Annotated in this window: 13 protein-coding genes; all 13 read right to left on the bottom strand. The window is 36.2% G+C overall.

Annotated elements, in window-relative coordinates; all coding sequences use genetic code 11:
- A complete protein-coding gene (gene yycF, locus C1724_RS17710; protein WP_102348087.1) occupies window positions 1-705 on the bottom strand; it encodes a response regulator YycF in 705 nt (234 codons plus the stop codon).
- Window positions 706-879: 174 nt separating this feature from the next.
- Entirely contained in the window at window positions 880-2,337 is a 1,458-nt protein-coding gene (locus C1724_RS17705; RefSeq protein WP_258000447.1) for a M23 family metallopeptidase, read from the bottom strand.
- Between the two features lie 282 nt (window positions 2,338-2,619).
- The gene (locus tag C1724_RS17700; RefSeq protein ID WP_102348086.1) at window positions 2,620-3,912 is read right to left on the bottom strand and encodes an adenylosuccinate synthase; all 1,293 of its coding nucleotides are present in this window, start codon (window positions 3,910-3,912) and stop codon (window positions 2,620-2,622) included.
- 353 nt (window positions 3,913-4,265) lie between these two features.
- Window positions 4,266-5,624, bottom strand: coding sequence for a replicative DNA helicase (gene dnaB / locus C1724_RS17695; protein WP_102348085.1), 1,359 nt, complete (start codon window positions 5,622-5,624; stop codon window positions 4,266-4,268).
- 190 nt (window positions 5,625-5,814) lie between these two features.
- Window positions 5,815-6,261, bottom strand: a complete 447-nt coding sequence (rplI, locus tag C1724_RS17690; RefSeq protein ID WP_102348084.1) for a 50S ribosomal protein L9 — start codon at window positions 6,259-6,261, stop codon at window positions 5,815-5,817.
- Entirely contained in the window at window positions 6,261-8,228 is a 1,968-nt protein-coding gene (locus C1724_RS17685) for a DHH family phosphoesterase (protein WP_102348083.1), read from the bottom strand. Before C1724_RS17685 ends, rplI begins: the two co-directional genes overlap by 1 nt.
- Before the next feature lie 16 nt (window positions 8,229-8,244).
- Window positions 8,245-9,177 (bottom strand): YybS family protein, encoded by a 933-nt coding sequence (locus C1724_RS17680; RefSeq protein ID WP_102348082.1) that lies wholly within the window; start codon window positions 9,175-9,177, stop codon window positions 8,245-8,247.
- Window positions 9,178-9,520: 343 nt separating this feature from the next.
- Complete coding sequence (gene rpsR / locus C1724_RS17675; protein WP_102348081.1) at window positions 9,521-9,763, bottom strand: 30S ribosomal protein S18; 243 nt, start codon at window positions 9,761-9,763, stop codon at window positions 9,521-9,523.
- A 34-nt stretch (window positions 9,764-9,797) separates the two neighbouring features.
- Complete coding sequence (gene ssb / locus C1724_RS17670) at window positions 9,798-10,346, bottom strand: single-stranded DNA-binding protein (RefSeq protein ID WP_102348080.1); 549 nt, start codon at window positions 10,344-10,346, stop codon at window positions 9,798-9,800.
- Window positions 10,347-10,392: 46 nt separating this feature from the next.
- The gene (gene rpsF, locus C1724_RS17665; protein ID WP_102348079.1) at window positions 10,393-10,680 is read right to left on the bottom strand and encodes a 30S ribosomal protein S6; all 288 of its coding nucleotides are present in this window, start codon (window positions 10,678-10,680) and stop codon (window positions 10,393-10,395) included.
- A 238-nt stretch (window positions 10,681-10,918) separates the two neighbouring features.
- Complete coding sequence (gene ychF, locus C1724_RS17660) at window positions 10,919-12,019, bottom strand: redox-regulated ATPase YchF (protein WP_102348078.1); 1,101 nt, start codon at window positions 12,017-12,019, stop codon at window positions 10,919-10,921.
- Window positions 12,020-12,335: 316 nt separating this feature from the next.
- The gene (locus C1724_RS17655; RefSeq protein ID WP_102348077.1) at window positions 12,336-12,536 is read right to left on the bottom strand and encodes a DUF951 domain-containing protein; all 201 of its coding nucleotides are present in this window, start codon (window positions 12,534-12,536) and stop codon (window positions 12,336-12,338) included.
- A 174-nt stretch (window positions 12,537-12,710) separates the two neighbouring features.
- Window positions 12,711-13,595, bottom strand: coding sequence for a mechanosensitive ion channel family protein (locus C1724_RS17650; RefSeq protein ID WP_102348076.1), 885 nt, complete (start codon window positions 13,593-13,595; stop codon window positions 12,711-12,713).
- Between the last annotated feature and the right edge of the window lie 15 nt (window positions 13,596-13,610).

The following is a 13,610-nucleotide window of genomic DNA, read 5'->3' as shown; positions in this document are numbered from 1 at the left end:
TTACTCCTGCTCTGGATTTCTTAAGTAATAACCAACTCCACGGCGTGTTACAATCCAAGTTGGATGGCTTGGACGATCTTCAATTTTTTCACGCAAACGTCGAACCGTTACATCTACTGTTCGAACGTCACCAAAGTAATCATAGCCCCATACCGTTTGTAGCAGGTGTTCACGCGTCATTACTTGTCCAATATGTTTAGCTAAATAATGTACCAATTCAAACTCTCGGTGTGTTAATTCTATCGTTTCGCCGCGTTTTGAAACCATATAGGAATCTGGGTGAATCGTTAATGTTCCAATATGAATTTCATTGGATTCCCCTTGGACGTTTTCTAAATCACTAGATTGCCTTCGCAAGTTTGCTTTTACCCTGGCGATTAGTTCTCTCGTACTAAATGGCTTTGTTACATAGTCATCCGCACCTAATTCTAAACCGAGCACTTTATCAATCTCTGAATCCTTTGCCGTTAACATAATAATCGGCATATCGAATTTCTTTCTAATTTCACGACATACTTCCATACCGTCTCTTTGCGGCAACATTATATCTAATAAAATAAGATCAGGTTTAATTTCGTCTACCTTACGAAGAGCTTCTACCCCATCATAAGCACAAGTTACCCTATATCCTTCTTTTTCTAAATTAAATTGAAGTATATCTGCAATCGGCTGTTCATCATCTACTACTAGAATGTGCTTTTCCACATTGATCACTCCTCTAGCCTTTTTACATAGGTTATCTATTTTACTTTATCATGTCTTGGGTTTTAAAGCACCTATTGACGTATCGTTTGTTAGATATTGCTATTATCATCCAAAAAATGCAAAAGCCCCTCAGTACACTGAGGGGCCGTTTCTAATCGCTTGCACTTATATAAATTATAACTTTTGCTTAGGATTTACTAATTTACCATTTTCATAAACTTCGAAGTGTAAATGTACACCAGTAGAATTACCTGTAGATCCCATTACACCTATTTTCGTGCCACGCGAAACAGTCTGCCCTACCTTAACATCTATGCTAGATAAGTGGGCGTATACAGTTTTTAACCCATTATTGTGATTAATAATAATCTTATTACCATAACCACCATCATAACCCGCTGATTCAACAGTTCCATTATCGGCTGCCAAAATATTACGGTTGCTTGGTCTAGCTATATCAATACCTTTATGTTGTCTTCCCCAACGATATCCCATATTGCTCGAAATGTACCCGCCAACGGTTGGCCAAGCTAAATCACCTGTACCACGAGAAGGAACTACCTTTGTACCCTTAACCATTATCTTCTTTGTTGGTTCTTTTATAGTTTGACTATCAATTACTGTTTTATAAGTTATTTGACCATTTTCTTTAATAATTGAATGTCTTACGTTCTTCTCACCATTTATACCTTCTTGTTTCGTCTTAGTCAAACCTTTAAACATAGTGTTGTCTTCTTCAACTTCAATTTCGAATGGAATAATCTCCTTACGAATTGCCTCCATCTCTACTACAACCGTAACCAATGGTTTATAGGCTGTAACATTTAACTCATCACCAATATGTATGAGTGAATCTTCATTTAAACTAGGATTTAGTTCAAGCAATTGTTTTAACTTCAAATCGTATTGACCAGCGATGCTACCTAATACTTCCCCTTCTTTAACAACGTGAATCTTAGGTTGTAGCGTTCCTTTTAATAAGAGCTCTACAGCATCATCAACAGATAAAATATCTTCCGGAAAAACTTTCTCTTCAGAAGATGTAACATTTTCTCCTAAGTGTACGTCCTTAATAATGTAATCGTTATAATCGACTCCATCTGGACTAGTTTCCAATTGTGCTAGAATTTCTTCTGGAACATATTTCATCTTTATTTGATTTAAAACCTGTTCAGCTTCAGCTTTATCAGTTACAAAGGCTGCCGGCTTGCCATTGACAACAATTGCTTCAGCCTTTGCTAATATACTTAATTTACTGTTTAATTTCTCAACTGTCTCTTCATTGTTGTAAACAGCTCGAAACACCTTTTCGGGGATATAAGAAATTTGGTCCTTAACAGAAATTTCATAATCATGATAAACCTGTTTTGCATCTTCAACTTTTTCCTGGACAATTTCTTCTACAATTGATTTGTCACTTACTACACCTAGTCTTTCACCTTTATGATATATATGATAAACAGTATCTACATCATTTGCATTAATCTCGTTTGAAGCATATACTGAGCCGATTGATAATGTAACAATCGCAGCAGATGCCACCATGGCTCTTTTCAATACAGTGGATTTAGAATCCAACGGTTGAAAAAAACCTGTCACTTTTGTCGAAAACTTATGTAACGATTGCCTCACAATTCTTCCTCCTATAACTCTTCTTCTCACTCCATATCATATTAGATTTATTAATTATTTTTAAATCTAAATACATTCGTTTGAATGAAGTTAAATTGCAGAAGTGCTAATTTCTTGCTAAATCACCTTTTTTACTTTACCACAATACAACGTAAAAAATCTACCAAAATATAAAACTTGTAACATAATATCTACATATCTTCTAGTTAATGGTAAACCAACTGACCTACAGCAAGTGAGGAGCTACCTATATTAGGAGCTCCTCTACTGATTAGTATTCATTTACTTCGGTGCATATACGCTTCGGATCATATTTGTTTGATTACGATCAGGTCCCACTGAGAAAATAGAAAGCGGTATTCCAGTTAATTGTGAAACACGTTCAACATAATGGCGTGCATTCTCAGGTAATTCATCTAATGATTTTACGCCAGTAATATCTTCGCTCCACCCTGGTAACTCTTCATATACAGGCTCACATTGTGCAAGAATCTTTAAACTTGCTGGGAACTCATTAATAACTTGTCCATTATATTGATAAGCCACACAAATTTTTAATGTCTCAATGCCTGTTAATACGTCGATTGAATTAAGTGATAAGTCAGTGATTCCGCTCACTCGGCGTGCATGGCGAACAACGACACTGTCAAACCAACCAACACGACGCGGGCGGCCAGTTGTTGTTCCATATTCACGGCCAACTTCACGAATTTGATGGCCAATCTCATTGTTTAATTCTGTCGGGAATGGGCCATCACCAACGCGTGTTGTATATGCCTTACATACACCAACAACATGGTCAATCTTTGAAGGACCTACACCAGATCCAATCGTTACACCACCGGCAATCGGGTTTGAGGATGTAACAAATGGGTATGTACCTTGGTCAATATCTAACATAACGCCTTGGGCACCTTCAAATAATACACGTCTACCCTCATCAAGAGCATCATTCAAAACAACTGATGTATCGCAAACGTACTTTGCAAACTGTTGTCCATACTCATAGTACTCTTCTAGAATTTCTTCAAGCTTAAATCCTTCTGCGTTATATAACTTTTCTAAAACACGATTTTTTTCTTCTAAGTTTTGAGTTAATTTTCTCTCAAACTCTTCACGGTCTAAAAGGTCAGCAATACGTATTCCAATACGTGCTGCTTTGTCCATATATGCAGGACCAATACCTTTTTTCGTTGTGCCAATTTTATTTGCACCTTTACGCTCTTCTTCTACTTCATCTAATTTTAAATGGTATGGCAAAATAACGTGCGCGCGATTACTAATACGTAAATTATCTGTATTTACACCTTTATCGTGCAAATATTTAAGTTCTGTTACTAATGCCTTAGGGTCAATAACCATCCCATTACCAATCACACATATTTTATCATCAAAGAAAATTCCTGATGGAATTAAGTGAAGTTTATATTTTTCGCCGCCAAAAACTATCGTATGGCCCGCATTATTACCACCTTGATAACGAGCAACGACCTCTGCATTTTGTGATAGGAAATCGGTAATTTTACCTTTTCCTTCATCACCCCATTGTGTTCCAACAACTACTACTGATGACATTCCGTTAGCACCTCCGTAATTAAAAACGGCATAATTTGTTTAAAATATCCAAAACTAAGTGTATCAATTTAAAATAGCAAAGTCAATGAAACACGAACATTTAATATTAACACTTTCCTTTTGTTCGTTAAATGTGAGATTAATAAGTATTTTAATTGTAAATTTCTTAAAATAATAATATCTAGCAATAGTAGAAAAACAGTAATTTGCCCGTAATGGCAAATTACGTCGAGCGGAAGCCCTACATTTCCTGAATTTATAACCGACTACCTGTACACCTTAACCTAATGGGTTAGGGTCTAAACTATGTACATAGTAATTATTAGTTTAAGCAAATAAAAACCTGATGCTATTTAAGCACCAGGTTGCATTTCATCTCTATGTCGTTCTAAATTTACAAACTTATTAAACTCTTTAACAAACGCTAACTCTACCGTACCAACTGGGCCGTTACGTTGCTTTGCAATAATAATTTCAATAATATTCTTGTTCTCTGACTCCTTATCATAGTAGTCATCACGATACAAGAATGCAACAATATCGGCATCCTGCTCAATACTTCCCGATTCACGAATATCTGACATCATAGGTCGTTTATCTTGTCTTTGTTCCACACCACGTGATAACTGTGAAAGGGCAATTACAGGGACATTTAGTTCACGTGCCAGTGCTTTCAGGGATCTTGAAATCTCTGAAACTTCCTGTTGGCGATTTTCCCCTGAGCGTCCATTACCTTGAATTAATTGTAAGTAATCGATTAAGATCATGCCCAGGCCATGTTCTTGTTGTAAACGGCGACACTTTGAGCGAATTTCACCTACACGAACACCTGGTGTATCATCGATATATATACCAGCATTAGATAAGCTACCCATCGCCATCGTTAGCTTTTTCCAGTCATCTTCCGACATTTTCCCGGTTCTTAAAGCTTGCGCATCGATGTTCCCTTCTGCACAGAGCAAACGCATGACGAGCTGTTCAGCACCCATCTCCAAACTAAATATCGCAACATTTTCATCCGTTTTAGTCGCAACACTTTGAGCAATATTTAACGCAAAGGCTGTTTTACCTACTGAGGGTCGCGCAGCCACAATAATTAAGTCATTCCGTTGGAAACCTGCTGTCATTTTATCAAGATCAGTAAACCCAGTAGGAATACCTGTCACATCGCCTTTACGGTTATGCAAAACTTCAATATTATCATATACATTTACTAATACATCCTGTATATTTCTAAATCCGCTTGTATTTTTACGGCTTGCCACTTCCAAGATTGTTTTTTCAGCATCATTTAAAAGTGCCTCTACATCCTCTTCAGTATTATATCCGTCCGTCGCAATAGTTGTAGCTGCCCGAATTAATCTTCTTAGGATTGATTTTTCCTCAACAATTCGTGCATAGTATTCTATATTTGCAGCTGTAGGCACAGCATTTGCTAAATCACTAAGGTAGGATACCCCACCAATATCTTCAAGTTGATTTCGATCCGCGAGCTCTGCTGTTACTGTCACAATATCGACAGGTTCTCCTCGTTCAGAAAGATCTAACATCACCGTGAATATTTTAGAGTGCGAAGATTTATAAAAATCATCTGGCAACAATAATTCTGATGCAGTCGTTAAAGTTGATGGTTCTAAAAAAATTGCCCCAATTATTGCTTGTTCAGCTTCTATATTTTGTGGAGGCGTACGATCAGTATAAAGATCATTCATTCACAATTCCCCCTCTTCCTACTAAACTAGCATATATTTTTAAAAGACACTTACATTATACTAACGTATTAGCCAGGTTTTACAAGTAAACATTGTTTCCAATTATAAATAGCTAGCTAAAATACAAACCGCCTCCCGTAATAACGGGAGGCTATGGAGATATAAAAAAGTTCTTAGGGAATTCTCTATATTAAACTTCTTTTACATGTACTTTTAATGTAGCAGTAACTTCATGATGCAACTTAACAGGAACATTTGTTACACCTAGTGAGCGGATCGGATCCTCAAGCTCAATTTTCCGCTTATCTAACTTAATTTTATTAACCTTATTAAGCTCTTCAGCAATTTGTTTTGAAGTTATTGAACCGAATAATCGTCCACCTTCACCTGATTTAGCTGAAAGTTGAACAGTGATCTTTTCCAGCGTTTCTTTTAATTTCTTTGCATCCTCTAATTCTTCAGCAGCTTCACGCTGTTGTTTTTTATTTTGCTGCTCTAATGATTTCATATTTGCCGGTGTTGCTTCAACGGCTAAATTATTCTTTAAAAGGAAATTATGGGCATATCCGTCTGCAACATTCTTTGTTTCACCTTTTTTACCTTTTCCCTTTACATCTGCCAAGAAAATAACTTTCATTATTCTTTTCCTCCCTCTAAATATTGGTCGATAACTTCTTTTAACTGTTCTTCAACCTCGTCTATGGTTGCATCTTCAAACTGTGTAGCGGCATTTGTTAAATGTCCACCGCCGTTTAAGCTTTCCATAATAATTTGTACATTGACATCACCTAATGATCGTGCGCTAATGCTTATTTTACCATCTGGGCGTTTTGAAATCACAAACGAAGCACTAATACCATTCATTGAAAGTAAAGTATCAGCTGCCTGGGCAATTAACACCTGCCCAAATACATCATCCTGATCAGCTTTAGAAATTGCAATTCCATCTCTATAAATACTTGTATTTTCAATAAGTTTAGAACGTTTTACAAATTGATCCAAGTCTTCCTTCAAAAACTTTTGAACTAAAACTGTATCTGCTCCTTGTGCCCGCAAATATGATGCAGCATCAAAGGTACGCGAACCGGTACGCAAAGTAAAACTTTTAGTATCGACTATTATTCCAGCTAGTAATACAGTAGACTCAAGCATATCAATTTTCAATGTTTTAGGTTGGTACTCCAACAGTTCAGTTACGAGCTCGGCTGTGGAAGAAGCATAGGGCTCCATATAAACTAATACAGGATTTTCAATAAATTCTTCTCCACGCCGATGATGATCAATTACAACTACATTATCAATTTTATTTAGAATACGAGAATCAATCACAAGTGACGGTTTATGCGTATCAACAACTACAAGTAAAGAATGGTCGGTAACCATCTCTAAAGCTTGCTCTGGGGTTATAAACTTTTGCCATAACTCTTTTTTAAGTTTGATCTCCGATAATAACCTTTGAATACCTGAATCAACTTCTTGCTCATTAATGACAATATATCCATCTCGTTGATTTGCCTCAGCAACCTTTAAGATCCCTATTGATGCTCCAATTGCGTCCATATCAGGCGCCTTATGCCCCATAATGATGACCCTATCGCTAGCCAATACCCATTCCCTTAAGGCATGCGAAATCACCCTTGCACGTACACGAGTGCGCTTTTCCATTGGGTTTGTCTTGCCGCCATAAAATTTTACCTTACCGCTTGTATTTTTGATTGCAACCTGGTCTCCACCTCTACCTAAAGCTAAATCCAAGCTTGACTGAGCTAAGGCACCGATCTCAGGCAATGATGCAGAACCACTTCCGATTCCGATACTAAGTGTTAATGGAACACTTTGTTTTGATGACTCGCGAACTTCATCCAAAATATCAAATTTAGTTTTCTCAAGCTGGTCTAAAATTTGTTGGTTCATTAATGCAATAAAGCGGTCCGAAGATGTTCTTTTAAGAAAAATACCAAATTCGCTTGCCCAGCTATTTAATATTGATGTTACTTTATTGTTAATTGAACTTTTAGATTGATCGTCCATGCCCTGAGTTACTTCGTCATAATTATCTAAGAAAACAACTCCAATAATACTTCTTTCTTCTTCATATAAATTCTCAATTTCCATCTGCTCAGTAATGTCAAAGAAATAAATTAAACGGTCTTCACGATTCAAATGGAGTCGAAACGTGCGCTCATTTAGTTCTAGTACTTCAACATCAACTTCCCCTTTTAACAAGGTGATGATCGATTCTGATATTACATTTAAATGACGACCTACCAAAGTATCTTCATTAAAGCTTGATGCTAAATACGGATTTGCCCATTCAATTTGATACTCATCATTAAATAAAAGAATACCGATAGGCATTTCCATTAGAGCTTCTTCGCCTACCTTCTTTACACGGTAAGATAAGGTTGATATATATTGCTCCATTTCATCATATAAAGCCAGTTCATAACGAAATAAATAAAATAGAATAATACCCAAAAGAAGTAGCGTTACCACCCCTATGATCCACTGGTAATATCCAATAACCGCAACCATCACTAATACTAATAGTAATAAAATAATAAACGGGTAGCTGCGCCATCGTTTTTTTATTGAATTTGGCATACTTTCAGCTCCTCCATCATTGTGGATTTTTCATTCGCTTTCGCAAATCAAACCCTAAATCAATTATACCTAATATTCTTATGATAGAAAGTAGAAAAGGTATCAAGAAAGAGATTATCATAATGGTGATTGGTATTCCTACTGAGTAACCTTTCATATGACAAAAATAATAAATTAATACAAATCCCTGGAGCATCATAAATAACTCCAGTACCATAAATAAATTCATTACAATCATAAATAAGGTTGTTCCTTCTTCTATACCAATCATAAAAAGAAGAGTAACAATTAAATAATACCATAATAAACTTTTAGGAAATTGCCAATCCCTTAAAGGTGGGAAAGCCTTTAAATCAAACTTCAACCTTTTTAAAACCCGATTTGCGATTAATTGGGTTACAAATGCCAAAACAATACTTGTAATTACAATCGCACTAGGTATCATATATGATACCATTTCAATTGATTCGTATAGTAACTGTGTTTGGCCATTTGGTTGACCTGTAGCTGATAATATGCTTTCAGCTGTTTTAATCGATTCAGTTAACATTTTTTTAGTGTCTTCAATAAAGTTAATATCAAAAATCAAAACTGTTACAATAAAAACTAAAATAAGATTAAAAATATAACTTAACGTTCCACCGATTAAGATGGGAAATGCACCTTTTTTTAAGGAATAAATATAGCCCATTACCATTCCTGTTGTACCAAACATAAATGTCATGGGTAATGATGCAACCGTCCCAATTATGTATGTAATAAATAGAGCAACTATTAAAATAAGAAATGCCTTTTTTAGTGAATGGCGGACAACGTAGATAATAAAAGGCAAGGGTAAAGCGAAAATAAAAAAGGTCCCTAATAACGGTAAATATAAAACAGCCAAAAGAAAGATAGAATATAATGCAATTAATATTGATCCTTCTGTTATAGCCCGAATCTGGTTCACATCTTCACCTCATCAAAACTTAATAATTCCATTATAACAATAATTTATGTGAAACATGCAGTTTATCCCAATGAATACTGCTTTTGTTATTTTTCCAATTATTAAGAAATACTTACTTAGATTAGCAAATAAATTGCCAATCTTTGTTCTTATATTTATTTAGTACTACCTTCTATATCCTTATGTAACATAAGATAAAGTATTTAACGAAATCATAAACTTTGCCAATAATGACAAACTCCTATATTTACCTTATATTATCGGCTTTATTTACATGAATTGAATAGTACAAAAAATAAAGTGTAAAAAAAGACAGCAAGTTAAGCCTGCTGCCTTTTTAATATTATTCGCTAACATATGGTAACAATGCCATTTGTCTTGCACGTTTGATAGCGATTGTTAATTTGCGTTGGTATTTTGAAGATGTACCTGTCACACGACGAGGTAAAATCTTTCCACGCTCTGAAATGAAACGTTTTAAAAGATCAACATCTTTATAGTCGATGTGTGTAATACCGTTCGATGTAAAGAAACACACTTTACGACGTTTAGCACGACCTCTACGGTTTCCTCCGCCTACTGCCATGGTTTTTGCCTCCTTTTAAATTAGTATAGTTTTATTAGAATGGTAAGTCGTCATCAGAGATGTCAATCGGTTGGCCATCATCTGCAAATGGATCTTCATCCACTCTAGTAAAGTCTCTATTATTCGGACGTTGATTCTGATTTTGTTGGCCGTAACCACCGCCGTTACCCATTGGTCTTTGACCACCTGATCCAAAGTTGTCACCGGCTCCTGGTCCTGGTCCACCAAATCCATAGTTAGATTGGCCACCACCAGCTGATGCGCCTTTAGGCTCTAAGAATTGAACGCTATCGGCTACAACTTCTGTTATATATACCCGTTTGCCATCCTGTCCCTCAAAGTTACGAGTTTGAATCCGACCATCTACACCCGCCAAACTCCCCTTTTTAAGGAAATTCGCAACATTTTCAGCTGGTTTACGCCAAACAACACAATTAATAAAGTCTGCTTCACGCTCTCCTTGCTGATTTGTAAATGTTCGATTTACAGCTAGTGTGAATTGGGCAACTGCAACTCCGTTAGGGGTATAGCGCAACTCTGGATCCTTTGTTAATCTTCCAACGAGTACCACGCGATTCAACATCAGAAACACTCCTTAATGGTATTCAAAAAGCTTGTCTAGCTTTAGATTATTCTTGTTCACGAACTGCAATGTGACGAATAACATCTTCGCTGATCTTAGCAAGACGATCAAATTCGTCGATTGCTTCTGGCTTCGCCATAACGTTTAAAAGCATGTAGTAACCTTCACGGAAATCATTGATTTCGTAAGCTAAACGGCGCTTACCCATTTCAGTTGCCTTAACGATTTCAGTACCCTCGTTCGCTAATATTCCACTAAAACGCTCAATTACTGCTTTCTTTGTATCCTCATCAACGTTAGGTCGAATGATGTACATAATTTCATATTTACGCATATCTTTCACCTCCTCTTGGACTAAGCGGCCCCTTTATGATAAAAGGAGCAAGGAGCATTATTTAAAATAATTACTCACGAAATAAAATTATAGCACCATTAATAAATTCATGCAAGTTTATGGCAGAACTTTTTATTATCGTGCACTAGAGACCGCTTTACCTTTGTATATTTTAAAATTTAGTTGTGCATAATTGCAATCTATTTAGTCTATCGACTTCCGCTTTTCTATTGTTCAGCTACACATTAAAGCGGAAGTGAATTACATCGCCATCTTGAACAATATACTCTTTTCCTTCAAGTCGTACCTTACCGTTTTCTCTAGCCACAGCCATTGAACCCGCTGCTACTAAATCTTCATAAGAAACAGTTTCCGCTCGGATAAAGCCACGTTCAAAATCTGTATGGATAATTCCGGCACATTGCGGTGCTTTCATACCTTTTTTAAATGTCCACGCCCGAACTTCCTGTACACCCGCTGTAAAATAAGTAGCAAGTCCAAGTAAAGAATATGCAGCTTTAATAAGCTGGTCTAAACCAGATTCCGGAATACCTAACTCTTCAAGAAACATTTGTTTCTCGTCGCCTTCAAGCTCTGCAATCTCTGATTCAATTTTCGCACAGATCACAATGACTTCCGCGCCCTCAGCGGCAGCAAACTCCCGTACTTGTTGTACATACTCATTACCCGATGGATCCGCTACTTCGTCTTCACCAACATTAGCAACATAAAGCATTGGTTTAATAGTTAACAAGTGAAGATGCTTTACGACCTTCATTTGCTCTTCCGTAAACTCAACAGTGCGAGCCATCTTCCCTTGTTCAAATGCTTCTTTAAGCATTACTAAAACCTCATGTTCAGCCACTGCATCTTTATCTTTTTGCTTTGCCATTTTACCAACGCGATCAATACGCTTGTCCACTGATTCTAAATCAGCCAGAATTAATTCTAAATTAATCGTTTCAATATCTGAAATTGGATCTACTCGACCCGCTACATGTGTAATATCATCATCCGCAAAACAACGAACAACCTGACAAATTGCATCAACTTGACGAATATGGGATAGAAATTTATTACCTAATCCTTCGCCTTTACTTGCGCCTTTAACAATTCCAGCTATATCTGTAAATTCAAATGCTGTCGGTACCACTTTCTTCGGTTGCACTAATTCTGTTAATTTAATTAAGCGCTCATCTGGTACTTCAACAATTCCAACATTAGGATCAATCGTACAGAAAGGATAGTTTGCTGATTCTGCACCTGCTTGTGTAATCGCGTTAAAAAGCGTTGATTTCCCAACATTAGGAAGACCAACGATTCCAGCTGTTAAACCCATTTAACTACAACTCCTTAAAGAGATATTCTCGTTCTAACCATTCTTACATATTATAGAAACACATTTCCAAAAGCGCAAGAGTGACATATTTATGATGAAACATTAAATTAGCGAAAAGCATCTTAAAATAATAAGTTTTCATCAATAGTATTTAGAATAAAAAAATAACCTCCATTTACTGATCGATCTCAATTAGTTATTTTTTTTTCCCAAAAAAAAAACGCTAATTTGCGCTTTTTTAATTCCGATCAGATTTATATATTTTAGCATTTTTTGCCGCCCAGATAGCTTGAATCGAATGGTAAATAAGATAACCTTATTCTTCCTCATGTTTTACAAGGACTTTTTTTAGTTTTCTAGTAAATTCTTTTCGGGGTATTAATACACTATGGTTACAGCCCTCGCATTTAATTCGAATATCCATCCCTAATCGTATTATTTTCCAACGGTTCGTTCCACAAGGATGTTGTTTTTTCATTTCAACAATATCATTTAATCCAAAGTCTTTATCAACCATTTGCATCCCCCTTAATCCGAATCTTTCTCTCATTTTAACTAGCTAAACTTATAACTTCAACTATTAAATACTAACTGGTTTATATGTAAATCAAGTAATTGGGGCTGTCTAGGACACCTGCCGATACTTGATCATTCAGTTGGATAATGGTTATTTTAACAGACACCGCATAACTTAGCCCTTATCGCGCACCTCTTGTTTCTCGTTCCGAGAGTACATAACCATTCGAGGATATGCGATATCAATTCCTTTTTGATCTAATAACATTTTAATTTCCTTGCGCAGAGCTCGTCCAATTTTCCAATGCTGCATCGGTTGAACTTCTGCAGTAATGCGCATTGTAATATCTGGTGCTGCTATATTTTGTACACCGAGTAATGTTGGTGTTGCAACCATTTCCGGATACTTTTCAGGTAACACCTTCAAAAGCTCCTCTATTGCAGTTTCTACTTCTATTATATTTTCTTCATACGCAACATTTATATCGACAATAGCAATGCTATTATGAATTGAAAAGTTCGTAACCTCTAGGATGTTGCCATTTGGATAAATATGAAGTTCACCCGTAATGCCTTTAATTTTAGTAGTGCGTAAACCTATTTCCTCAACTACACCTTCGTTGTTTCCAATGCGGATATAATCACCAACCGAGAATTGATCTTCAAATATAATAAAAAAGCCTGTAATAATATCACGAACAAGATTTTGCGCACCGAACCCGACGGCTAAACCGACAATACCTGCACCGGCTAATAACGCCCTTATGTCGACCCCGAATGTTTCAAAAACCATCAATAAAACAATAAAGTAAATTACATAAGTTAACACATTCTCCAACAATTTTACTAATGTTGCCTGCCTACGAGCTGATAGCTGAACAGGACCTTTTGTTCTCAGAGTAAATATGTTCCGGATAATCTTCTTACCTATACGAATAATAATGCTCGAGAAGATTATGATCAGTATAATTTTCAATGCAGAACGTCCAACTGTTTCTAAAATCTCATCATTTATAAGATAATTGTAAACAATGATCCAAATGCTGTTTATCCATTCCATCCCTAAACCTCTCTC

Source organism: Bacillus sp. Marseille-P3661 (genome assembly GCF_900240995.1).
In the GTDB taxonomy this organism is placed as follows: Bacteria; Bacillota; Bacilli; order Bacillales; family Bacillaceae_J; genus OESV01.
The sequence above is the reverse complement of the archived record's forward strand: the minus strand, read 5'-3'. Positions and strand labels throughout refer to the sequence as shown.

Excerpts from the sequence above, each read along its gene's own strand:
- rpsF (WP_102348079.1), bottom strand. The coding sequence starts at position 10,680 with ATGCGTAAATATGAAATTATGTACATCATTCGACCTAACGTTGATGAG.
- rpsR (WP_102348081.1), bottom strand. The coding sequence starts at position 9,763 with ATGGCAGTAGGCGGAGGAAACCGTAGAGGTCGTGCTAAACGTCGTAAA.
- rplI (WP_102348084.1), bottom strand. The coding sequence starts at position 6,261 with ATGAAAGTTATTTTCTTGGCAGATGTAAAGGGAAAAGGTAAAAAAGGT.
- ssb (WP_102348080.1), bottom strand. The coding sequence starts at position 10,346 with ATGTTGAATCGCGTGGTACTCGTTGGAAGATTAACAAAGGATCCAGAG.
- C1724_RS17650 (WP_102348076.1), bottom strand. The coding sequence starts at position 13,595 with ATGGAATGGATAAACAGCATTTGGATCATTGTTTACAATTATCTTATA.
- ychF (WP_102348078.1), bottom strand. The coding sequence starts at position 12,019 with ATGGGTTTAACAGCTGGAATCGTTGGTCTTCCTAATGTTGGGAAATCA.
- C1724_RS17685 (WP_102348083.1), bottom strand. The coding sequence starts at position 8,228 with ATGCCAAATTCAATAAAAAAACGATGGCGCAGCTACCCGTTTATTATT.
- dnaB (WP_102348085.1), bottom strand. The coding sequence starts at position 5,624 with ATGAATGATCTTTATACTGATCGTACGCCTCCACAAAATATAGAAGCT.
- C1724_RS17700 (WP_102348086.1), bottom strand. The coding sequence starts at position 3,912 with ATGTCATCAGTAGTAGTTGTTGGAACACAATGGGGTGATGAAGGAAAA.
- C1724_RS17655 (WP_102348077.1), bottom strand. The coding sequence starts at position 12,536 with ATGGTTGATAAAGACTTTGGATTAAATGATATTGTTGAAATGAAAAAA.